26 protein-coding genes, 2 rRNA genes and 1 riboswitch are annotated in these 21,935 nt (G+C 56.7%); of the genes, 14 read left to right on the top strand and 14 right to left on the bottom strand.

The annotated features are described in order from the left end of the window. Both GM154_RS03015 and rrf read left to right on the top strand, forming a co-directional pair. Positions 1 to 164: ribosomal RNA gene (locus tag GM154_RS03015) — 23S ribosomal RNA — on the top strand; the annotation flags it as partial. Positions 165 to 282: 118 nt separating this feature from the next. Further along, positions 283 to 398, top strand: a 5S ribosomal RNA gene (gene rrf, locus GM154_RS03010). Positions 399 to 501: 103 nt separating this feature from the next. Here the strand turns inward: rrf and GM154_RS03005 are convergent. The 5 genes from GM154_RS03005 to GM154_RS02985 all read right to left on the bottom strand — a co-directional run bounded on the left by GM154_RS03005 (position 502) and on the right by GM154_RS02985 (position 5,732). Beyond that, on the bottom strand, positions 502 to 795 hold the full coding sequence (locus GM154_RS03005) for a hypothetical protein (protein WP_219650926.1): 294 nt from the start codon (positions 793 to 795) through the stop codon (positions 502 to 504). 178 nt (positions 796 to 973) lie between these two features. After that, a complete protein-coding gene (locus GM154_RS03000) occupies positions 974 to 1,645 on the bottom strand; it encodes a lactate utilization protein (RefSeq protein ID WP_219650925.1) in 672 nt (223 codons plus the stop codon). Next, complete coding sequence (locus GM154_RS02995; RefSeq protein WP_219650924.1) at positions 1,642 to 3,096, bottom strand: LutB/LldF family L-lactate oxidation iron-sulfur protein; 1,455 nt, start codon at positions 3,094 to 3,096, stop codon at positions 1,642 to 1,644. Before GM154_RS02995 ends, GM154_RS03000 begins: the two co-directional genes overlap by 4 nt. Continuing rightward, entirely contained in the window at positions 3,093 to 3,917 is an 825-nt protein-coding gene (locus GM154_RS02990; RefSeq protein ID WP_219650923.1) for a (Fe-S)-binding protein, read from the bottom strand. Before GM154_RS02990 ends, GM154_RS02995 begins: the two co-directional genes overlap by 4 nt. 114 nt (positions 3,918 to 4,031) lie before the next feature. Beyond that, positions 4,032 to 5,732 (bottom strand): lactate permease LctP family transporter, encoded by a 1,701-nt coding sequence (locus GM154_RS02985; RefSeq protein ID WP_219650922.1) that lies wholly within the window; start codon positions 5,730 to 5,732, stop codon positions 4,032 to 4,034. 228 nt (positions 5,733 to 5,960) lie between these two features. On the opposite strand from GM154_RS02985, the gene GM154_RS02980 reads away from it, so the two are divergent. Further along, on the top strand, positions 5,961 to 6,746 hold the full coding sequence (locus tag GM154_RS02980) for an FCD domain-containing protein (protein WP_010796859.1): 786 nt from the start codon (positions 5,961 to 5,963) through the stop codon (positions 6,744 to 6,746). Positions 6,747 to 6,769: 23 nt separating this feature from the next. Here the strand turns inward: GM154_RS02980 and smpB are convergent, their stop codons facing one another. Continuing rightward, a complete protein-coding gene (gene smpB / locus GM154_RS02975) occupies positions 6,770 to 7,246 on the bottom strand; it encodes an SsrA-binding protein SmpB (protein ID WP_010796860.1) in 477 nt (158 codons plus the stop codon). 102 nt (positions 7,247 to 7,348) lie between these two features. Here smpB and GM154_RS02970 point away from each other — a divergent pair, with 102 nt between their 5' ends. The 3 genes from GM154_RS02970 to GM154_RS02960 are packed head-to-tail and all read left to right on the top strand — an operon-like array spanning position 7,349 to position 9,501. After that, the gene (locus GM154_RS02970) at positions 7,349 to 8,752 is read left to right on the top strand and encodes a sodium-dependent transporter (RefSeq protein ID WP_219650921.1); all 1,404 of its coding nucleotides are present in this window, start codon (positions 7,349 to 7,351) and stop codon (positions 8,750 to 8,752) included. Between the two features lie 7 nt (positions 8,753 to 8,759). Beyond that, entirely contained in the window at positions 8,760 to 9,194 is a 435-nt protein-coding gene (locus GM154_RS02965) for a type II toxin-antitoxin system RatA family toxin (protein ID WP_010796862.1), read from the top strand. Then, a complete protein-coding gene (locus tag GM154_RS02960) occupies positions 9,187 to 9,501 on the top strand; it encodes an RnfH family protein (protein ID WP_219650920.1) in 315 nt (104 codons plus the stop codon). Before GM154_RS02965 ends, GM154_RS02960 begins: the two co-directional genes overlap by 8 nt. A gap of 48 nt (positions 9,502 to 9,549) precedes the next feature. Here the strand turns inward: GM154_RS02960 and GM154_RS02955 are convergent, their stop codons facing one another. The 5 genes from GM154_RS02955 to GM154_RS02935 all read right to left on the bottom strand — a co-directional run bounded on the left by GM154_RS02955 (position 9,550) and on the right by GM154_RS02935 (position 13,457). Further along, entirely contained in the window at positions 9,550 to 10,233 is a 684-nt protein-coding gene (locus tag GM154_RS02955; protein WP_219650919.1) for an OmpW family protein, read from the bottom strand. A gap of 91 nt (positions 10,234 to 10,324) precedes the next feature. After that, entirely contained in the window at positions 10,325 to 10,813 is a 489-nt protein-coding gene (locus GM154_RS02950; protein WP_219650918.1) for a DUF3299 domain-containing protein, read from the bottom strand. Between the two features lie 20 nt (positions 10,814 to 10,833). Beyond that, positions 10,834 to 12,096 (bottom strand): ABC transporter permease, encoded by a 1,263-nt coding sequence (locus GM154_RS02945; RefSeq protein ID WP_122043624.1) that lies wholly within the window; start codon positions 12,094 to 12,096, stop codon positions 10,834 to 10,836. A gap of 1 nt (position 12,097) precedes the next feature. Next, positions 12,098 to 12,805 (bottom strand): ABC transporter ATP-binding protein, encoded by a 708-nt coding sequence (locus tag GM154_RS02940; RefSeq protein WP_019366837.1) that lies wholly within the window; start codon positions 12,803 to 12,805, stop codon positions 12,098 to 12,100. 64 nt (positions 12,806 to 12,869) lie between these two features. Continuing rightward, the gene (locus GM154_RS02935; protein WP_219650916.1) at positions 12,870 to 13,457 is read right to left on the bottom strand and encodes a DUF2796 domain-containing protein; all 588 of its coding nucleotides are present in this window, start codon (positions 13,455 to 13,457) and stop codon (positions 12,870 to 12,872) included. A gap of 121 nt (positions 13,458 to 13,578) precedes the next feature. On the opposite strand from GM154_RS02935, the gene GM154_RS02930 reads away from it, so the two are divergent. Then, positions 13,579 to 13,956, top strand: a complete 378-nt coding sequence (locus tag GM154_RS02930; protein WP_019366835.1) for a hypothetical protein — start codon at positions 13,579 to 13,581, stop codon at positions 13,954 to 13,956. Here the strand turns inward: GM154_RS02930 and trxA are convergent. From trxA to GM154_RS02915, 3 genes are all read right to left on the bottom strand, one after another. After that, entirely contained in the window at positions 13,950 to 14,822 is an 873-nt protein-coding gene (gene trxA, locus GM154_RS02925; protein WP_219650913.1) for a thioredoxin, read from the bottom strand. The two genes, GM154_RS02930 and trxA, sit on opposite strands and share 7 nt — an antisense overlap. Positions 14,823 to 14,884: 62 nt before the next feature. Continuing rightward, positions 14,885 to 15,544, bottom strand: coding sequence for a methyltransferase (locus GM154_RS02920; protein WP_150348131.1), 660 nt, complete (start codon positions 15,542 to 15,544; stop codon positions 14,885 to 14,887). Next, entirely contained in the window at positions 15,541 to 15,987 is a 447-nt protein-coding gene (locus GM154_RS02915) for a YbaY family lipoprotein (RefSeq protein WP_150348130.1), read from the bottom strand. The genes GM154_RS02920 and GM154_RS02915 overlap by 4 nt, the downstream gene beginning before the upstream one ends. Positions 15,988 to 16,163: 176 nt before the next feature. Between GM154_RS02915 and nrdR the strand changes: the two genes are divergently transcribed. The 7 genes from nrdR to thiL all read left to right on the top strand — a co-directional run bounded on the left by nrdR (position 16,164) and on the right by thiL (position 21,935). Next, positions 16,164 to 16,628 (top strand): transcriptional regulator NrdR, encoded by a 465-nt coding sequence (gene nrdR, locus GM154_RS02910; protein ID WP_010796873.1) that lies wholly within the window; start codon positions 16,164 to 16,166, stop codon positions 16,626 to 16,628. A 64-nt stretch (positions 16,629 to 16,692) separates the two neighbouring features. Next, a riboswitch (FMN riboswitch) is annotated at positions 16,693 to 16,836 on the top strand. A 172-nt stretch (positions 16,837 to 17,008) separates the two neighbouring features. Beyond that, positions 17,009 to 18,130, top strand: coding sequence for a bifunctional diaminohydroxyphosphoribosylaminopyrimidine deaminase/5-amino-6-(5-phosphoribosylamino)uracil reductase RibD (gene ribD, locus GM154_RS02905; protein WP_219650954.1), 1,122 nt, complete (start codon positions 17,009 to 17,011; stop codon positions 18,128 to 18,130). Between the two features lie 2 nt (positions 18,131 to 18,132). Continuing rightward, positions 18,133 to 18,798 carry a riboflavin synthase gene (locus tag GM154_RS02900; protein ID WP_219650911.1) on the top strand — a complete coding sequence of 222 codons (666 nt, stop codon included), beginning with the start codon at positions 18,133 to 18,135 and terminating at the stop codon, positions 18,796 to 18,798. Positions 18,799 to 18,816: 18 nt separating this feature from the next. Beyond that, entirely contained in the window at positions 18,817 to 19,902 is a 1,086-nt protein-coding gene (gene ribBA / locus GM154_RS02895) for a bifunctional 3,4-dihydroxy-2-butanone-4-phosphate synthase/GTP cyclohydrolase II (protein WP_150348129.1), read from the top strand. 115 nt (positions 19,903 to 20,017) lie between these two features. Continuing rightward, positions 20,018 to 20,494 (top strand): 6,7-dimethyl-8-ribityllumazine synthase, encoded by a 477-nt coding sequence (ribE, locus tag GM154_RS02890; RefSeq protein ID WP_010796877.1) that lies wholly within the window; start codon positions 20,018 to 20,020, stop codon positions 20,492 to 20,494. Then, positions 20,491 to 20,961, top strand: coding sequence for a transcription antitermination factor NusB (gene nusB, locus GM154_RS02885; protein WP_010796878.1), 471 nt, complete (start codon positions 20,491 to 20,493; stop codon positions 20,959 to 20,961). The genes ribE and nusB overlap by 4 nt, the downstream gene beginning before the upstream one ends. Before the next feature lie 8 nt (positions 20,962 to 20,969). Further along, entirely contained in the window at positions 20,970 to 21,935 is a 966-nt protein-coding gene (thiL, locus tag GM154_RS02880; protein WP_219650909.1) for a thiamine-phosphate kinase, read from the top strand.

Below are 21,935 nucleotides of genomic sequence, written 5' to 3'. Positions count from 1 at the left end.
ACCGCTGAAAGCATCTAAGCGGGAAACTTGCCTCAAGATGAGATCTCACTGGAGCCTTGAGCTTCCTGAAGGGCCGTTGAAGACTACAACGTTGATAGGTCGGGTGTGTAAGCGCTGTGAGGCGTTGAGCTAACCGATACTAATTGCCCGTGAGGCTTGACCATATAACACCCAAACAATCTGTTGTTTGGTAAAGACCAGCCGAAAGCTTGGTTGAACCGCAAATACCGATCACATACCCATTCGGGGAAACGACTAGACACCGGTTCCCCACCCGAATTGCTTGACGATCATAGAGCGTTGGAACCACCTGATCCCTTTCCGAACTCAGAAGTGAAACGATGCATCGCCGATGGTAGTGTGGGGTTTCCCCATGTGAGAGTAGGTCATCGTCAAGCACCTATACCCAGAACCCCCAGGCCTAACCGCCCGGGGGTTTTGCTTTTGCAGCAGAAATAAAAGGGATAGGCTGCTCTTTCTTGCGTGGCCTACAAGAGCTGCTTATTTGCTGCCGCCTGTCTCTCCGCCTGGTTTGCGGATCAGGGATAATGCCTGGTTGGCCGAGGCGATGCACTTCTTGGTATCACCTGCTTGTTGATGCTTTACCGCCTCTTCATGAAGCTCTTTGATACGTTGCACCTGGACATTGGAGTCTGTTGCGGTAGCGGTTGCCATTGATGGTGTGGTTTTCATGGCGTCATCAATTTTTTGCAGCTGAATAGCGCAAAGATCTTCAGCAAAAACAGGTGAAGCCATTAGTACAGCTACAGCAGCTACTAAAGCGGTGCGTTTCATAGACATCTCCTTGAACATGAATGACGTAAGCGAATTTCCAGGCTAAGTCAGAAGGACCTTGCTGGCTCCATTAAAGGACTAACCAGCCTCATACGAGTGGACTGCTATCGGCCGCTTACGTTTCATTTATCTTTTAAAGAAATGCTTCAAATACCCTTACAAAAGCGCACTTTAAACCTTAGGTATCTTCAATTATAAGGACGACCAAATCCTTGGGACCATGTGCGCCGTACGCTAGTACTTGTTCTATGTCAGCGGTTTTGGATGGCCCAGAGATGAGCAGTGCGTTGGTAGGCATACCTTCCCGCCACTGGTATTTGTCGTGAAACGTATAAAGGTTATTTTCGATCTTGCTGGCCTGCAGGAGAGCAATGTGAACAGGTGGAACCAGACTCATCAATCGAGGTTCTTCACGGGTTGGCCAGAGCACTAGGCTACCTGTTGCTGCTATGGCTCCGAGCGTCCCCGTTAAGCTGGCTGGAGTCTCGTTGAAGAGTTCCGCTTTCCATTCCTCAATTGGGCGGTCATAGGCCTTGAGAAAAGGAACTCCCGCTTTATCTTTCCAATAGGCCGTAAGCTGGTCGCCATGGGGTGTCTGAGGGGCTATAAGCAGGCTAGGAATTTGTTTGTCGCGAAGAAGTTGTTCGACCAGTGCGGGCCAACGTTCTTTTGTGGTGATGTGTATCTCCGTATGAACCGCCTCCATAAGTGCTCGTAGTCGACTGATGCGCTCCTCAGGCGCATAGCTCCAGGGTTGGGTTACTAGTGATACGTCATAGTCATCTTTCACAGGCGTTGTGCCAGCCAAGCTTTTCCGAAGTTTGCCTAAAATATTGCTGCGGGCATTCATGCTTTGTCCTCCCCTAGGTGCTCACGAGCCAACTCGTGAAGTGATCTCGAGGCGGGCTTGGGCGCAGCATGGTTCTCGCTCCATGGCCCAACATTTCCGGGAGTAAGATTTCGAAAGCGTGTTGCGATGTAGGTAAACGATTTATAGAGCGTTGGGGATGTGTAGAGTGTCTTCCAGCCTTTCCAGGTCAGTCTTTCACGCGGAGAGAACTTGCTGCCTTGGCCGCGCATGAGATGAGGGGTGGCTTCTGGTGGTTTAACATTTTCTTCTCGTAGCCGGCGTAATAGCGCAGGAATGGGGATTTTTACAGGGCAGACTTCTCCGCAGGCGCCACACAGCGATGAAGCACTTGGGTGGTCCGGTGTGTTTTCCAACCCTAGCAAGTGTGGCGATATGATCTTTCCGATAGGGCCAGGATATACTGTGCCGTAGGCATGTCCGCCGATACGGGTATAAACCGGGCAATGATTCATGCAGGCGCCACAACGAATGCAGTTAAGTGTCTGTCGCAACTCTCCATCGGCAAAAGCCTGGCTACGCCCATTGTCTAGAAGAACAAGATGTACCTCCTTCGGGCCATCTCGCTCATTGGACTTGCGTGGGCTTGAGATCATATTCACATAGGTAGTTATCGGCTGGCCTAATGCTGAGCGTGTCAAAAGCGACAGCAGCGGCACGACGTCACGCAGGTTTTCCACAACTTTTTCTATTCCGGTGACAGCGATATGTACGTTAGGAACGCTTGTGGACATGCGGCCGTTCCCTTCGTTTTCAACAAGCAGCAGAGTGCCTGTTTCAGCTACTGCGAAGTTAACGCCTGATATGCCGATATCTGCTTCGAAAAATTTTTGTCGTAATACGCGCCGGCCCGTTTGAATCAGTTCATCGACATCTGTGGTGTATTCGGTGCCAAGGGTGTTACTGAATAGTGAGGACACCTGGGCAGCATTCATGTGAATCGCAGGCATGATGATATGCGAAGGTTTCTGCCCGGCCAGCTGAATGATGTACTCACCCATATCTGACTCAAGGCATTCTGTGCCTTGCTTTTCCAACACATGGTTCATGTTCATCTCTTCACTGACCATGGACTTTCCCTTGATCAGGCGTGTGGCCTTGTGTGCCTTGGCGATTGACTGAACGATAGCGTTGGCTTCGTCTGTCGTTTCTGCCCAATGAACTTGAATACCGTTGCGTGTCAGGTTGGCTTCCAGCTTTTCAAGGAGGTCAGGCAGCTTGGAAAGCGCCCGTGCACGAATGCGATTGCCCATTTCTCGTAGCCGCTCACGCTCATCAGGATCACTCATAATGGCCAGGCGTTTGGTCATCAGTGAATCCATGGCAACACGGAAATTACGGCGCAGCTGCTCATCGTTCAGCGCTTGGCGCGCTCGCGTCTTGAAGGGTGGTGTGGGAATCTCCAGAGCGGGAATTCGGGTCATCTGGTTCATACGCTATCTCCGGTTCGCTGCCAGATGAAACTGGCAAGATGCTGCCCACGCAATGTAGCGTTCTGCTTTTCCAGGGCACCATTGATGTTCATTAGGCAGCCGCAGTCAGCGGTCACGATTTGAGCAGCACCCGATTCCTGAAGAGCACGTGTCTTGTCTGCCACCATGGCACCAGAGATATCTGGCATACGGACCGAGAAAGTGCCGCCAAAGCCGCAGCATTCGCTTTCATAGTCATGATCAACCCGTTGGACCGCCTCTAGCTGAGCGAGTAAGGCTCTGCCATGGATGTGTGTATTCATCTCGCGGCGTGCGCTGCAGGAGGTATGAAGTGCAACCTTGGTAGGCGCCCCGCGATCCTTGAGGTCAACTTTACAAACGTTGAGCAGGAATTCGGCCAATTCATAGGTTCGGTCGGCCAGTGCTTCGATTTGACGAAGCGTAGCAGGCTCATGTTTGAACAGTTCCGAATAGTGATGACGAATCATGCCTGCGCATGATCCCGAAACAACAACCAGCGGCCAGTCCTGACGGAACAGGCCCAGCTGTGCTCGTGCGACTTCGCGTGCTTCATCGGTATAACCGGAAGTATAGGCAGGCTGCCCGCAGCAACTTTGACCTTGGGGAAAATGGACCGTAATACCTTCACGCTCCAGCAGACGGATACTGTCCATGCCTGCTTCTGGATAAAACAGATCGACAACACAGGTACCGAATAAATAAACGTGTTGAGGCTTCTGCGCGGGGTATTCCCGCTGCTTTGGAATGGGTGGAGCGATGCGGGTGGCATTGGGCGCTGCGTTATAAAAAAGCTCACTCATTCAGGCGTCTCCGGGTTTGCCCGGTTATCCATCCTGTGGGATGGGGTTATGGCGGTGCCGGGACGAGCCCGGCACCGGTGTCTTGGCGGCAACTTCTTAATTCGCCTTTATCTGTTAGTGAAGGATCATGCCGGTGAGTACATAGGCTTGGACCAGCGTGATAAGGCCTACAATAGTGGCGAAGATCAGGCTGTGTTTCAGGGTGAAACGGAACAGGTCAGATTCTTTCCCAACCATGCCGGTAGCAGCACAGGCAACAGCAATCGACTGTGGTGAAATCATTTTGCCTGTTACGCCGCCGCTGCTGTTAGCCGCAACCAGCAGGGTGTCCGATACTCCAATTTGATGGGCAGTGGTGGCCTGTAGGGAGCCGAAGAGAGCGTTTGAAGAGGTATCCGATCCTGTTAGAAAAACCCCCAGCCAACCGAGAAATGGTGAAAAGAATGGGAAGAGCGCTCCTGTTCCCGCCAGTACTAAAGCGAGTGTTGTCGACATACCGGAATAGTTGGTTACGAACGCAAAGGCCAGCACCATGCCAATCGAAAGGACTGGCCATCGCAACTCCACCAGCGTTTCCTTGAATGTGGACAGTGCTACGCCAGGCTTGATCTTGAGGATTGCCATGGAGATAAGAGCCGAAATCAGGATCGCTGTACCTGTGGCAGAAACAGGATCGAATTTGAAGACCGCAGCTATTGGAGTGGGGTCTGTCGCAATCGGTGCAGTCTTGAGAACAAGCTTGTCCAGGAACGGCACCGAAATATTAATGACCAGACTGTAGAGTGAGCCACCTGCGACAAACATTGCTTTGAAGGGTTTAAGTGTCCAAACGGTAACCAGCGCGGTCAGGATCAGGAAGGGCGACCAGGCTTTGATGATCTGTCCCAGTGTATAGGGCGAAGGTGTGCGGTTGCCTGGTGCTCGGCCAAAGCCGGGGCCGCCGCCCAGGGTTGCTGCCCCGCCTGCACTGACCCCGACCACCTCTTGGGCGACGGCGTGACGGCTTTGACGCAGCTTCAGGTAGGCGGTCAGCGAAACCATGCTGAACAGGGCCGAGGTGATGTCGGGTAGCTCAGGGCCGATGTAGTTCGAGGTAAAGTACTGGGAAACGGCAAAGCTGCTACCGCATACGAGGGCTGCCTGCCAGGTTTCACGCAGACCACGCATGCCATCCATCATGGCCATGAGCCAGAAGGGGACCAGCAGAGACAGCAGTGGAAGCTGGCGACCGGTCATAGCGCCCAGTTTGAAAGCATCAATGCCGGTTACCTGGCCCGCTACGATTGTTGGAATACCTAGAGCTCCGAATGCAACCGGGGCGGTGTTGGCAATCAGGCATAGACCTGCCGCCTTGAGCGGATTATGTCCCAGACCCACCAACAGGGCTGCAGTAATGGCGACGGGTGCGCCAAAGCCTGCGGCGCCTTCAAGAAAGGCTCCAAAGCAGAACCCGATAAGCAGCACCTGCAGACGTTGGTCATCCGTAATGGAAAGGACTGAGCTGCGGATGACATCGAACTGACCGCTTTTGACGGTCAGTTTGTAGAGAAAAACCGCTGCGACGATGATCCAGGCGATTGGCCATAGGCCATAAAGGAATCCATACCCGGCCGCTGCCAGCGCTTTTTCTACCGGCATCCGGTAGACCAGAATGGCAATACCAAGGGATAGCGCCAGGGTAATGGTTCCGGCGAGATGGCCCTTCATGCGAAAGACAGCCAATGCAAGAAAGAAAAACACGATAGGGACAAGTGCCGCCGTCGCGGACAAGCCCAGACTGCCAAGCGGTGTATACAGCTGTTGCCAGGTTTCCATGTAGAGCTCCCTTGATTGTTGTTGTGTAGGGGGCGGTGCTTCCGATAGGCGTATCGGTTTCTTAATGCCTAAATTGGTCATACCAATTTACAATGGCTGACGGTTGAGGTTAAAAGTTGCCTGGCAAGTCTGTCAAACCTTGCTTTTTAAGACTTTAGTCTGGATGCGCGAAGGCCGTTTGGCTCAAAATCAACGCCGCCGCTCTGGCAGGCACATCAGAGGATGGAGATGGGGTTCGATCAGGTACGCCAACGTCGTTTGTCGGATGACATCGTTGAACATATTGAAGCGCTGCTTGTTGAGGGTTCACTGAAGGCCGGTGAGCGGTTGCCGGCCGAGCGGGTGCTGGCGGAGCGCTTTGGTGTGTCACGGCCCTCGCTACGCGAGGCGATTCAGAAGCTGGTTGCTCGGGGAGTATTGATCAGTCGCCAGGGCGGCGGTACTTACGTTGCTGCCTCGTTCGGCTCCACGTTTAGCGATCCCTTGCTTCAGTTACTCGAAAGTCGTGAAGAAACACGGCAGGACCTGCTCGAGTTTCGCCACATGCTTGAGGGTTCTTGCGCTTATTACGCCGCCTTGCGTGCGACTGAACTCGATCATCAGCGTTTGACGCAGGCCTTCAAGGCTTTGCAGGACTGCTATGCGCAACCTGAAACGATCTCCCGCTCGGAAGAGGGGTCAGCAGACGCCAGCTTTCACCTGGCTATTGCCGAAGCCAGCCACAACGCTATCCTGCTGCATACCATTCGCGGTCTGTTCGATTTGCTCAAGCGCAATGTAGTGACCAATATCGGCGGTATGTACGCACAGCGTAGCGAGACACGGGATATGTTGATGCAGCAGCACCGGGAGCTGTATCAGGCCATCATCGAGCGGCGTGCTGACGATGCACGGGAAATTGCCAGCCGACACATTCATTATGTGCAGGAAGTGCTGGAAGAAGCACAGGAAGAAGCGCAGCGTATTGCACGCTCACAGCGCCGGCAGAAGACGGAAGACTTTTCGAAGGTATAAAAAGGCGCTTGGAGCGCCTTTTATTATTTCTGATCCTTGTGCATCGCACGTTGGATCTCTCGATTCGAGTCGCGCTCTTTCTCTGTCGCACGCTTGTCGAATTCTTTTTTACCTTTCGCCAGGGCAATTTCGCATTTGATCAGGTGCTTTTTCCAGTAAATGGACAACGCAACGCAGGCGAAGCCTTTCTGTTGCACTGCACCAAACAGCTTGCCTAGCTCTCGTTTGTGTAGAAGCAGCTTGCGAGTGCGCTGAGGATCGGCAATGACGTGGGTGCTGGCTGTCTGCAGGGGGGTGATGTGGCTACCAAGCAGCCAGGCCTCGCCATCCTTGAGCAGAACATAGCTATCTGTCAGTTGTGCCTTGCCTGCGCGCAGGCTTTTGACTTCCCAGCCGGACAGGGCAATGCCTGCCTCGAAGCGGGTTTCGATGAAGTAGTCGTGCAGCGCTTTCTTGTTCTGCACGATGGTTCCGGAAGAGATTTTCTTTTGTTTGGCCATAGACGCGCATTATAGGGGAGTCAGTGGGGCAACCGCCATGTGCTTGAGAGGGAGCGGTGAAAGTCGGACAATAGCCAACTTTTTTGAGTACCGATAACTTCAATGGCAAATGATCAGGTTTCCGTGCATGGCGGGTGGGCTAGCCGCTGGGTGTTTATATTAGCCGCGACCGGCTCCGCTGTAGGCCTGGGGAGCATCTGGAAGTTCCCTTATATGACAGGGATTTATGGTGGCGGTGCATTTGTCATTATGTTCCTTGTCTGCATCGCCTTGATTGGCTTGCCTGTCATGTTGGCGGAAACACTGATTGGACGGCGTGCCCGGCAAAGTCCGGCCAATGCCATGCGTGATCTGGCAGTAGCCGCTGCCCGATCACCAAGATGGTCCTGGGCAGCGCTGGCCGGCATGGTCAATGCCTTGCTCATCCTATCGTTCTACAGCGTCGTTGGCGGTTGGTCGCTTGACTATATTCTTGGTGTCGGCCGTGGCGATTTTCAAGGTGTCGATGGACCTAAAGCCGGTGCACTGTTTGGTGCGTTGACCTCCGATCCCTGGCGAATGACCTTGTGGCACACCCTGTTCATGGTGTTGTCCGCCTGGGTTATTGCCAAGGGGGTGGTGAATGGCCTGGAAAAAGCCTTGCGTATCCTGATGCCGCTGTTGTTTGTGCTGTTGCTGCTTCTGCTGGGCTATAGCATGACAACGGGACATTTCATGGAAGGGCTGCACTTCATGTTCCATTTCGATACCTCGCGGCTCATGGAGGGCCTGCTTCCTGCGATGGGGCATGCGTTCTTTTCGCTGAGCGTAGGCGTAGGTTCGTTGATGATCTACGGTGCGTACATGCCGAAGTCCTCTTCCTTGGGCAAGACCGTCGTCGCGGTTGCCTTGCTGGATACATTCGTCTCGCTCCTAGCGGGGGTGGCGCTTTTTCCAATCGTCTTTGCGGCAGGCCTGAATCCTGGTGAAGGACCGGGATTGATGTTCGTGACGCTGCCGTTGGCGTTCGGCAGTGTGACCATGGGGCAGATCGTGGGGCTGGTGTTCTTTGTGCTGGTGGCGATTGCCGCCTGGACCTCGGCAATCTCTTTGCTTGAGCCGATGGTGGCCTACCTGATCGAGCGCACCCGACTGAGCCGCGTCTGGGTGACTGTCATTCTGGCTTTCATCTGCTGGTTGGTCGGGCTAGGCACAGTGTTATCGTTCAACCTGTGGGAGCAGGCCAAGTTCTTCGTAAGTGAGGCGGGGCACTTCCACTTGTATCAATGGGGCGCTGAAAGCGGGTTGAATTTCTTTGGCGTCATCGACTTTCTGACGTCGCGAATCATGTTGCCGCTCGGCGGTCTGTTCTTTGTAGTGTTCGCAGCGTGGGTAATGGGGCGTGAGCAGGTGAGGGATGAGTTGTCGGTGCGCAGCCCGGCCTTATTCGCTCTGGCGCTTTTCCTGATGCGCTACGTTGCCCCTCTAGGCATTCTCATTGTGTTTGCCGCACAGTTTTGGAATTGAGGTACCAATGACTACGCATATACAACGCTCGGCTTTATTGCCTTACCCCGCCTCGGCGCTCTATGCGCTGGTAAATGACGTGGAGCGTTACCCGGAATTTCTGCCCTGGTGTTCGTCTGCCCAGATACTGGAGCAGGGCGAAAACGAAATGCGTGCAGGATTGACGGTCGCCAAAGGTGGGCTTAGCCAGCAGTTCACGACACGCAATACGCTGACGCCGGATCAATGCATCGTCATGGATCTGGAAAAGGGGCCTTTTAGTCAGCTGCATGGCGTCTGGCAGTTCAAGGCACTGGGTGAGAAAGCCTGCAAGATCTCGCTGGACCTGTCGTTCGAGTATCAGGGCGCTTTGATTCGGGCCACCTTGGGCCCGCTATTCAATCAGGCTGCAAACACCATGGTTGATGCGTTCTGCCAACGGGCCAAGCAGCTGTATGGCTGAGCGGATAAATGTCGAGGTCGCGCTGGCCTTGCCAGACGAGCAGGCCCTGATCGCGCTGGAAGTTCCGGTAGGTACCACCGTACGTGAAGCCTTGGAGCTATCCGGAATGGCTGAGCGCTTTCCAAAGGTGCCGATCGATATCTTGGCTGTCGGGCTCTTTGGAAAGGTCATTCCTGATGCAGATACGCGCGTACTGGAGGCAGGTGATCGGATTGAGCTTTATCGACCGCTGATTGCAGACCCCAAGGAAGCCCGCAAGCGGCGCGCCGAGTTGGCAAAGGCCAGGAAGGAAGGCGGGGCGGATTAGCTGAGAATAAAAAGGCCTTCATATGAAGGCCTTTTTGCCGGGTACTGATTAGAACTTGTAGCCCAGACCTACCATGTAGACCCAGGGATCGATATCGACATCAACCTTTACGCGACCCAGCGCCGAGTCGGCGGTCGCCTTGGTGTCGATATCGGCGTACCAGACGGCGGCGTTGAACAGCAGATGATCCGTTAGCTGATAATCCACGCCTGCCTGAAACGCATAACCCCAGGAATCGTCCAGGCTCAGATTGCTGAAACCGCCACCGGCTGCCGATTTGCGGCTGCTGGTCAGATCCTCGTCAAAGAAGAGGGTGTAGTTGATACCGGCGCCTACGTACGGCTGAATACGGGACTGAGGGTTCAGCGGATAGTATTGAAGCGAAAGGGTGGGTGGCAGCTGCTTGACATCTGCCAGCTTGCCATCGAGCGCGCCCAGGCCTTTTACACCGATCCGATGACTGAACGGCGTTGCGGCCAGCAGCTCGATGCCGACGTGGTCTGTGATCATATAGGCCGCTGCCAGGCCAAGCTGAGTATCGGAGTCAACGGTGGCCTTGGTCCCTGCAACCTTGCCGCCCGCTGCTGCGGCCGAGATATTGCCGCTGTCTTCATGTGGATCCACGGTCGCTGCGCCAGCACGGATGATGATGTCACCGGCCTGGTGGGCAAGGGCGAGCGGAGAAACAGCGGTGAGGGCCAGCAGGGCGGCGGTTAGGGGCAGCTTGCGCATGATGCACTCCAAAGCATGTTGTTTAGTTGGCTAACGACATGTTAAGGATGAGAGATGCATCATATGTTGACTTGGCTCAACGAAACGCTGATTACAGCGAATAATGAGTTACCTGAATGGCTTGCATCTGATAACCGACTTCCGCCATGTCCGTACTGGCTGAATCAACATGCAACGTACCTTCTACCCAGTACGGAAGATGTAGCTGGGCCAGTTCAACGCCCTTAGCGCCTTTGACATAGACGATCTGGTTGGACGGAGGCGGAGGTACATGAATGCAGGCACCGTAATAAGGTACAAGCAGGAACTCGGTGACTTCCCCTTCCTCAGTCACCATGATTGGCACGATGTAGCCTGGGAGCTTGACCTCCTGACCTTCCAGCGCTTTTACCACGGGAGCGTTGGGTGATTGCTGCAAGGCGGCAGGCCCACTTTCATCCAGTGAGCCCTGATGCAAGGGTACAGGTGGCGGAGGCGGCGGTGCGCCCTCGGGGATCAGCTCCCCCCAGGAGAGCGCGCGAGGCGCTGCCCAGACGGAAGAGGTGAACAGCAGGGCAAGCACCAACAGCACGCGATACATGGACGCTCCGGTCTTTGAGGCTATAAGCGAACGGACAGGCCGTCGGCCAGGGATTGACGGTAAGCGCGCCAGGCAGGAACACAGCCCATCAACAGCGCAGCGATCAGGATACCGCCCAGTAACGTCCACTCGTAACGTGAAGGCCATTCCAGAGGCAGATACAGGCCATAATAAGCCTGTACGGGTGCCTGCGCGATAGCAATCGCCACATAGAGAAGGGCAAGCCCGGCCACGACACCTGCCAGTGCCAGCGCGAAGGCTTCGGCTACCAGCAGGCTGAAGATATGCCACGGGCGGGCGCCCACCGAACGCAGGATAGCCATCTCTCGCCGCCGCTCATTAAGGCTGGTCAGAATAGCCGTCAGCATGCCGATCAGGCCGGTTAGAACCACAAACAGGGAGACGATGAACAGTGCCTGCTCGGCGGTGCCCATCAGGCTCCAGAGTTCCTGGAGCGCAACACCTGGCAAGATGGCCATCAGCGGCTCTCCGCGGTATTCATTGATGGCGCGCTGGAGACCAAAAGTGGCGACTTTACTATTGAGGCCGAGCAGCACGGCGGTGATGGCCTTGGGTGTCAGGTCCATCTGGCGGGCCTGGTCTGCACTGATCTTGCCTGCGCCACGCGCCGGTGCACCGTTCTGCCAGTCCACATGAAGAGCTTCCATGCCCTCAAGGGAGATATGCAGTGTTCTATCCACGGGCGTGCCCGTCCGCGCGAGGATACCCACTACCGTGAACGGTTTGTCCCCATGCTCGACCAGGCTGATTGTGCTGACTCCATGGGCCAGAACAATATGGTCGCCCAGTTTGTAATGCAGGGCTTGAGCGACTTCGGCACCAAGCACTACATCGTAGATATCCTGAAATGGCTTGCCTTCGCTGAGCGTGAGCGCCTGGTTGCGACCATAGTGGTAATGCTCGAAATAGGCCTGGCTGGTACCCAGCACCCGATAGCCGCGGTGGGAGTCGCCCAGTGAAAGCGGAATGGCCCATTTGACCTTGGGATTTTCGGCCAGCTGGGTATAGCTGTCCCAGCGAATGTTGTTGGTAGCGTTGCCAATGCGAAACACCGAATACAGGAGCAGGTTGACCGCTCCGGAGCGTGCGCCAACCACCAGGTCAGTTCCGGAAATGGTACTGGCAAAGCTAGCCTTGGCCTCGGTGCGGACGCGTTCGACTGCCAGCAAAAGGCAGGCTGATAGCGCGATGGCGAATACGGTCAGGAGGGCAGTAAAGCGACGATTGGAAAGGCTGGCAAGCGCCAGGCGAAACAAGTACATCTCACACCTCTGCCGGTCGCGCCGCGCGGTTGAGTTCAAGCAGGGACAGGCTGCGGTCAAAAAGCGGAGCCAATCCCTGGTCATGGCTGACAAAGAGCAGGCTTGAGCCGGCGGCGCGGCATTCGGCGAATAACAGGTTCAAAAAGGCCTCTCGAGTATCGGCATCAAGCGCTGAAGTGGGTTCGTCTGCAATAACCAGTTCGGGTTGACCGATCAGGGCGCGCGCTGCCGCTACACGTTGCTGTTGCCCAATCGAAAGAGCTCCTGCGCGACGCTCTCCCAGGGTACGCTCACCCAGTCCTAGAGCAGAAAGCAGGGCACGCGCCGCTTCTGCCTGGCTGCCATGGCGCTCTTTGGCGCGCTGCGAGCGCAGGGCCGAAAAATGACAGGGGAGTTCGACATTCTCCTGAACAGATAGAAAGGGCAGCAGGTTGAACTGCTGAAAGATATAGCCGGTATGGTCGACGCGGAAGTGATCACGACGCGCAGAAGACAGGCTGGAGAGGTCTTCTCCTAATAACCTGACGTGTCCACGGTTTGGCTTGTTTACACCGCCGAGCAGGCCCAGCAGGGTAGTCTTGCCACTACCTGAGGGGCCTTTGAGAAAGACGGTTTCGCCGCGCTGCAACTGAAAATAAGGGATATCCAGTAGCTCGGGCTGACCGGGCCAGGCGAAGCCCAGGTCGTTGAGTTCGATTAATGCGCTCATGGTGGCCTTGGCATAAAAAGAACGGGCAGCAAAGTAGGGAGGCTACCCGTTTTAAGGGGAACGGTTATAGCGCGAGGCGAGTTTGGGCAGGCGTCAGCTCTTCACCTTTCTGGCCTTGAGCGGTAATGGCCTGAACATTGACCTTGTGTGTGGCTGGGAATTGCTTGAACAGGCCCGCCAGGTCCAGCGCAGTCAGCGCTTTTGGATTTTCACAGGCGAGGGTGTAGTCCGCGTCGATGTCACTATGAGCGTGCTCGTGCTCGCCCTTGGCATGGCTATCATGATGGTCATGGTCATGGTCATGGTGCTCTTCAGAACCAAATAGGGGGCTGTCCAGATCAGTCTTGCTTACTTTGCAGCCTGCGGCGGCTGGGATGCCAAACAAGGTAATCGGGTTGGCCAGCTGCTGCTTGGCCATTTCGACGGCTTTCTTGTCCTGATCGGACTGGGCCTTATGCTCAAAGCCCACCAGGTTCATGGCAGGGCTGTGTAGTTCCAGTTCCAGCGAGTTGCCATCCAGCGCGACGTTGAGTTGTGCGACGCCATGCTCATGGGCGCCCAGGCTTCCATGTGAGTGATCATGTTCATCGTGGGCAAAGGCAGCAGTAAGAGGCAATACGGCAAACGGCAGGGCAAGCAGCAACGAACGCATGGTCAGCTCCATTGATGGATTTGACTGTATGTTATGTCGTAACAAAAGATGGCCGCAATAGCCATGCTCTCACCCACTGGCACGTGGCATCATAAGACATGGTTCAAAAAAGGCGATAACGATGATCCGTATCCAGGGAAAAATAGGCGCGTGGCCGGTGGATCTGACGGTCGAATTGGAAGCAGAAGACTGGACTCGTCTTGCCGAGGGGCTTAACCATGCTCAGCCTGTGCCGTCCAATACGCCTGTTCCGGTGCCAAAGACCCGTAGCGATCCCCTGTGGGAGTCGGTGCTTGCGTTGGTCGAGCAGGAGCGGCGTATCGAGGGGCCTCATCTGCTAAGTGCGCTGGAAAAGCTGGCAGGTAACGTGGGGTCAGCCAAGCAGCTGATTGTACGGCTGCGGCATAACCCGAATATCCGGATCGAGAAAACAGACGAGGCACAGGTGTTTGTGTGGGCGGGCGCCGGCCAGGAGCCAGCGCCCGACGGGCATCAGTAAAGCGCCTGATAGAGACGACGGCGGTAGGTTGCGACCAGCGGGTGTTCGTTGCCGAGTAGATCGAACACCTGCACCATGGTCTTGCGAGGAAGGTCCTCACCATAGGTGCGGTTGCGCATGAATAGCTTGAGCAGGGCATCCAGAGCTGCTTCATATTGCTGGCGCGCCAATTGCTGGACGGCAAGCTGATAGGTGGCTTCGTCATCGGATGGATCCTGAGCCAGACGCGCCTTCAGATCGGCTGCATCAGGCAGGCTGGCAGCTTGGCGCAAGAAGGTCAGCTGTGCTTTCGCACCTGCCAGCGCCTGCTTGTGATCGTCACCAGTGACTGCACCCAGTATCGTTTCAGCCTCATCCAGTTCGCCGCGCTCGGCAAGGCAGCGCGCATAGAGAATCAGCGCGGGCGCATTGGTATTGTCTTCACCTAAGAGCTGCTTGAGTACGGCCTCCGCTTCGCCAGCACGACCTTCATCAAACAGCAACTGTGCAGCGTCCAGCGGGTTCTCGGCCTCGGGCGCAGGTGCCTGCACATGCGGCTCCAGCATGGCGCGAACGGCAGATTCAGGCTGTGCACCCGCAAAGCCGTCAACCGGTTGACCGTCCTTGAACAGGACGACCGTCGGCAGGCTGCGAATGCCGAAACGCATTACCAGTTCCTGCTCGATATCACAGTTGACCTTGGCCAGATGCAGTGCACCGCCAAAGGACTCGGTGATGCTGGCCAGCATAGGCATCAGTACCTTGCAGGGCGCACACCACTCGGCCCAGAAATCGACCAGTACGGGCGTGTTGAACGACTGCTCCATGACCTTCTGTTCGAAGTTCTCAAGCGTCGCATCAAAAATGTAGGACGTGTCCTGGCTCATAGACAGACTCGGGTAACGAAAAGATGAACTATATGTGGAGACGCGCCTGCCGAAAACAACCTTCAGCAAGTACGTTGTGCGTGGTAGAGATTAACCCATCTGAATTCAGCCGGCTCGGCAAGGTCCGGCCAGGTGCAGGCCTCCCGGCTTGCTAGCGCTGTATACCGAGGGTGGTCAAAATTCTTGACTCGGGAATCCGCTATCAGCACGCTTTGTCCGCGACTCAGAAAATCGTCCAGCAAGGGCAGGTTCGCACGGTCGTACAGCACATCGGCCACAATGATCAAATCGAAACGGTCGGCCTCAGCAAAGAAGTCGTCGGAGTACTCCAGCGTCACCTGATTCAGGTCCGCATTCGCTCGGCTGGCGGCCAAGGCCAGCGGATCGCAGTCACAGGCTACTACTTCAGCGGCCCCCGCCTTGGCAGCAGCAATCGCGGCAACCCCTGACCCGCTGCCAAAATCGAGCACGCGCCTGCCTTGTACCCACTCCGGCTGCTCGGCCAGCCAACGGGCCAGCACCAGGCCACTGGCCCAGCAAAAACTCCAGTAGGGTGGGGACGCCAGCAGTCGTTGTGTTTCTTCGGGTGAAAAAGCACGCTCCATGTTGGCGGGATCGATCAACCAGAGCGCAATGTCGCATCCCGGCAGGGATTGAATGCTCAGTTCAGCATCACCCAGCAGATCCCTTAGCGCTGCTCGCAGGGTGGCGGGTGGGGTCATGGAGTCTGATCCAGCACTAATTCGCCCAGAACCTGGGTATTAGGCTGATTGATCGTGACGGGAGACAGGTAGCAGACCAGCTGACCGGATTGACTGACGCGAGCGTGCAGTTCGACCTTGGCGTTCTGGGGAAATACCTCTGGATTAAAGGGCAGGCGGAACGCCAGGGCCTTGCCATTGCCAGTCAATGTCTCGCTGGCGAGCAGCCGCTGAGGACGGTCCTGACTGTCGATCACCAGCATGGCCACTTCAACTTGTGCGCCTGGTGCGATGGCGCCGTCTGGTGTCCGTAACGTTCCAGAGACCTCCCGCAGATTTCCGGGGCGTGGCGCACCGGCTACCGGCTCGGGTTCTTTGGCAGGTTCTGCCGGTGCAACAGGTTTTTCAGAGCAGGCTGCAAGCAGGCTGATCAACAACACAGGCAACAGCGGGCGCAATGACATGGTAACGGCTCCAGGGCAGATTCGGCGGCGCATTCTTATACAACCCACGACCGGCGGGAAGAGGATTGTGTCACGGAGCCGCCAGACGTGTTCTGTCGATTCTTGAGGGCTTGCAAGGTTCCTTCTCAGGCAGGATGCGCTACCATGGCCCTCCGTTTATTTCGGCTGCTTCTGACATGCACTGTCCTTTTTGCGGTGCCCACGACACCAAGGTCATCGACTCACGCCTGGTTGCAGCAGGCGAGCAGGTGCGCCGCCGTCGTGAGTGCCTGAACTGCCAGGAACGTTTTACAACGTTCGAGACCGCTGAGCTGGTCATGCCGCGCCTGATCAAGCAGGACGGTACTCGCCAGCCTTTCGACGAAGAAAAACTCAGGGCCGGTATGCAGCGTGCGCTGGAAAAGCGCCCGGTCAGTATCGAGCGTCTGGAAGAGGCGATTGCCTATATCAAGCACAAGCTGCGCGCGACGGGCGAACGCGAGATCAAGTCCCGTGTCGTGGGTGAATTGGTGATGGAGGAGCTACGCAAGCTTGATGAGGTTGCCTTTATCCGCTTCGCGTCCGTTTATCGTCAGTTTCAGGACCTGTCCGAGTTTCGTGAGGAAATTGATCGGCTGGCCCGTGATCCGAGTAAAGCCTGACCGCTGCAGTGGGTCATTTGTCGCTAGCCCATTGCTGGCAGAGGCTCTACTTCGCTATAGTCGTTCCGGTCTTCAGGGCGGGGCGAGATTCCCCACCGGCGGTAAACCACGTGGTGGCAAGCCCGCGAGCGCTCCGATGCGTCGGAGGTCAGCAGATCTGGTGTGATTCCAGGGCCGACGGTCATAGTCCGGATGAAAGAAGATGCGTCTGTCTGCGCGTGCCGGAAAGCGTACGCGTGCAGCTTTTGCCTATTTGCCCTGAAACGTTCACTCATGTTTAGCGAGGACGTTTCATGTCTACTGTCGATTCCTCTGATCATGCTAGCGCCGCCGGCCGCGGAGGCAATCCCAACGCTTCGGAACCGGCCGATCAGTTCTACATGACCCGTGCGCTCGAGTTGGCGCGTCAGGGTCTGTACTCCACCCATCCCAACCCCCGCGTGGGCTGTGTCATCGTCAAAGATGGCCAGGTCATTGGTGAGGGCTGGCATGTGCGTGCTGGCGAACCCCATGCCGAAGTCCATGCGCTGCGTCAGGCAGGCGCGCGTGCACAGGGCGCGTCCGCCTATGTCACGCTGGAACCCTGCAGTCACTTTGGCCGTACGCCGCCCTGTGCCGACGCCTTGGTCAGTGCTCGGGTCGGACGCGTGGTGGCTGCCATGCAGGATCCGAATCCACAGGTGGCCGGCCGTGGTCTCAAGCGGCTTGCAGAGGCAGGTATTCAGGTGGCCTGTGGCGTACTCGAAAATGAAGCCAGGTCGCTTAACCAGGGATTTATCAAGCGTATGGTCACGGGCCTTCCGTTCGTACGCGTTAAGCTCGCCATGAGTCTGGATGGCCGAACAGCGATGGCCAGTGGTGAAAGCCAATGGATCACCGGCCCTGCAGCCCGCACCCAGGTACAACGCTTACGTGCACAGTCCAGTGTAGTGTTGACCGGTGCCGATACGGTATTGATGGACAAGGCTCGGCTGACCGTGCGCGCTGAAGAGCTTGGCGAGACGGTGGAGCAGGCTGCGCTTGCCATGGGCCGCCAACCCCAGCGTGTACTGGTGGACAGCCGATATCGCGTCCCGCTGGATGCGGCGCTCTTTCAAGCAGGCCCTGCCTGGGTCGCGGCCCTTTCAACTGAGCGAGCTGTGCAGTACCAGTCCCAAGGGCATGAACTGCTGACGCTTCCCGAGGATCAGGGGCATATCGCCCTGCTGCCGTTATTACAGCTTCTGGCTGACCGTGGCATGAACGAGGTGCTGGTCGAGGCTGGTCCCCAGCTGGCCGGTGCGTTCGCGCGGCAGGGGTTGGTCGACGAATTCCATTTCTTCATGGCGCCCAAGCTGTTGGGCTCGACGGCGCGTCCGTTGCTGACGTGGCCGCTTGAAGTCATGAGCGAAGCGCCTGAGCTTGAAATCAGCGAGATCACGCCCGTGGGCCGTGACTGGCATATCGTGGCTAAACCCATTTCAGGCGCCCCGGCGCCCCTTATTTCTGACGTTTCGAGGTAGACATGTTCACTGGCATCATCGAAGCCATAGGCTCGATCGCCGCGCTGACGCCTAAAGGTGGCGACATGCGTGTGTATGTACAGACCGGCAAGCTGGACCTTGCCGATGTAAAGCTGGGTGACAGTATTGCCGTCAGTGGCGTATGCCTGACGGCCGTAGAGCTTCCCGGTGATGGTTTCTGGGCGGATGTCAGCCGCGAGACGCTGGCGCGTACAGCCTTTGTCGATCTGAAGACTGGCAGTCGGGTCAATCTGGAAAAGGCCTTGATGCCTACCAGCCGTCTGGGTGGTCATCTGGTTAGCGGGCATGTGGATGGCGTGGGTGAAGTGGTTTCACGCCAGGATAATGCCCGTGCCGTACAGTTCCGTATCCGTGCCCCTCGCGAGCTGGCGCGCTATATCGCCCTGAAGGGGTCGATCACCGTTGATGGCACCAGCCTGACCGTTAATGCGGTGGATGGCGCCGAGTTCGAACTGACCATCGTACCGCATACCCTGGCCGAGACCATTATGGCGGACTATCGCCCCGGCCGTAAGGTCAACCTGGAGGTAGATCTGCTGGCCCGCTACCTGGAGCGCCTGCTCATGGGTGACAAGGCTGCCGAACCGCAGAAGGGTAGCGGTATTACCGAACAATTCCTGGCCCAACACGGCTATCTCAACTCCTGAGCGTAAAGGAAGACCTCCGTGGCACTGAACAGTATCGAAGAAATTATCCAGGACATCCGTGAAGGCAAGATGGTCATCCTCATGGATGATGAGGATCGCGAGAACGAAGGCGATATCATCATGGCGTCTGAGTGCGTGCAGGCTGAGCACATCAACTTCATGGCCAAGCATGCTCGTGGTTTGATCTGCATGCCGATGAGCAAGGAGCGCTGCGAGGCGCTGAACCTGCCGTTGATGGCAGCCCGCAATGGCTCGGGTTTCGGCACCAAGTTCACCGTCTCCATCGAGGCGGCTGAAGGGGTGACGACAGGTATTTCGGCCGCCGACCGCGCACGTACCGTACAGGTAGCCGCTGCCAAACATGCAACGGCAACAGAGATTGTGAGTCCGGGACACATATTCCCGCTCATGGCTCAGCCGGGCGGTGTGCTGGCCCGTGCCGGACATACTGAAGCAGCTTGCGACCTGGCGCGCATGGCAGGCTTTGAGCCGACCGGGGTGATCTGTGAGGTCATGAACGACGACGGCACCATGGCCCGTCGTCCGGAGCTCGAAGCCTTTGCCGAAGAGCATGGGCTGAAGATCGGTACGATTGCCGATTTGATCCACTATCGTCTGCTGCACGAGCATACCGTCAAGCGGATCGACGAACAGCCACTGGAAACCGAGCTGGGACGCTTTAATCTGGTCACCTACCGTGACGAGGTGGAAGGTGACGTTCATCTGGCGCTGACTATGGGTACCATCAAGAGTGATGAACCGACCCTGGTGCGCGTGCATAATATGGACCCGCTGCGCGATCTGCTGCTGGTGAATCAGGAAGGCCGTTGGAGTCTGCGCGATGCCATGACCAAGGTTGCGGAAGCTGGCACAGGCGTGGTGTTACTGCTGGGGCATTCCCTGGCAGGCGACGACTTGCTTACTCACTTGCGCGAGCCGGTCAGCAAGCCCAAGCCGCAGAGCACATACAGCACCGTAGGCGCTGGTTCGCAGATCCTGCGTGACCTGGGCATACGTAAGCTTCGTCTGCTCAGTGCACCGATGAAGTTCAATGCCATATCCGGCTTTGACCTTGAAGTTGTAGAATACCTGCCTCCCGTATAAACCGGCCTACGGATGGCCTGAACGGTGCGATGGTTGATGACCGTCGCGCCGACGATCGGATTTATTTGCGGGGCGTACGAAAACGCTCCGGTTCTTTAACAGACGAGACCTGCTCATGACCGTGAAGACCATTGAAGGTACTTTCATTGCCCCAAAAGGCCGCTTTGCCCTGGTGGTTGGCCGCTTCAACAGCTTTGTGGTTGAAAGCTTGGTTGAAGGTGCCGTAGATGCCCTGGTACGCCATGGTATCCGCAAGGAAGACATCACCATTATCCGCGTTCCTGGCGCCTTTGAAATTCCGCTGGCTACCCTGAAGGCTGCTCAGCGTGACGAATATTCCGCCATCATCGCGCTGGGCGCTGTGATTCGTGGTAGCACTCCGCATTTTGACTACGTTGCTGGCGAGTGCACCAAGGGCCTGGCGCAGGTTTCCATGGAGTTCGGTGTGCCGGTCTCCTTTGGCGTGTTGACGGTTGATTCTATCGAGCAGGCCATCGAGCGTTCGGGCACCAAGGCGGGTAACAAGGGTGCCGAAGCGGCGCTGTCTGCTCTTGAAATGGTGAGCCTGCTGTCGCAGCTGGAGGCCAAGTGAGCGCTGTAGACGGCCAAAAGCCCAAAGCTCCGCGCGGCAAGATTGCTGCGCGTCGTGAAGCCCGCAGCCTTTCGGTTCAGGCGTTGTATCAGTGGCATATGGCGGGGCAGGCGATCAACGAGATCGAAGCCCAGTTCCGTGTGGACAACGACTTCGCCAATGTTGATGGCGCTTATTTCCATGAGATCCTGCATGGCATTCCTGGCCTGAAAACCGAGATCGATGATCTGATCACCCCTTGCCTGGACCGCCCACTGGAAGACGTTGATCCGGTTGAACTCGCGATCCTGCGCATGTCCTGCTACGAACTACGCAACCGTATCGATGTTCCCTATAAGGTCGTTATCAACGAGGGTATCGAGCTGGCGAAGGTATTTGGTGCAACCGACGGGCACAAGTTCGTCAACGGTGTACTGGATAAGTTGGCGCCCAAGCTGCGCGCTGCTGAATTACGCGCCAAGCGTTGACTGTAGCCATGACCGAGTTCGAGTTGATCCGCCGTTATTTTGCTGCCGCGCGCTGCGCACAGCCACGTAAGGATATCGCGCTCGGTCTGGGCGACGATTGTGCCTTGCTGATGCCTCGCCCAGGCGAGCAATTAGCGATTTCTACCGATACGCTGACAGCTGGGGTGCATTTTCCAGAAGTCTGCGATGGCTTTCTGCTGGGGCAACGTGCCCTGGCTGTCAGTGCCAGCGATCTGGCCGCCATGGGGGCCGCACCCCTTGGTTTCACCCTGGCGTTGACGCTGCCGGATGTTGATCCAGGCTGGCTGGAGCGGTTTGCTCAAGGGCTCGATCACATGGCTGCGGCCTGTGGCTTGGCCTTGATCGGCGGTGATACAACCCGCGGGCCGCTCTCTCTGACCCTGACTGTCTTTGGCTCCGTACCCTACGTGCAGTCGCTGACGCGGTCGGGTGCCCAGCCGGGCGATTTACTCTGTGTCGGTGGTGCGCCTGGAGAGGCTGGCGGAGCCTTGCCCTTTGTATTGGGACAACGCCAGGAGCGGGGCGCCTACGTTGATACGCTCGTGGCGCGCTACTGGTCGCCGGCGCCTCAGTTTGAGTTGGGGCTTGCGCTAAGAGGTCGGGCTACCGCAGCGCTGGATATATCCGATGGGCTCCTGGCCGACTGCGGCCATATCGCGGCCGCTTCGAACGTCAAGCTGATCATTGAGAATGAAAGGTTGCCGGTCAGCCCTGCGTTGGCGGCACTGTTTGAGCCTGAGCAGATTCGCTCACTGGCAATGTCCGCCGGTGATGATTACCTGCTTGCCTTTACATTGCCTGCACAGTATCTCAAGTCATTGCAGGCAGACTTTCCCCAGGTAGGTGTCATTGGGCGCGTTGCCTCTGGGCAGGGGGTTCAGGTACAGGACGCCATTGGCCGGGATGTCACACCCTTGCGGGGCGGTTATCAACATTTTGCGATGAAGCCATGA

It is taken from the genome of Pseudomonas sp. MAG002Y (assembly GCF_019400845.1).
Classification (GTDB): domain Bacteria; phylum Pseudomonadota; class Gammaproteobacteria; order Pseudomonadales; family Pseudomonadaceae; genus Chryseomonas; species Chryseomonas luteola.
The sequence above is the reverse complement of the archived record's forward strand: the minus strand, read 5'-3'. Positions and strand labels throughout refer to the sequence as shown.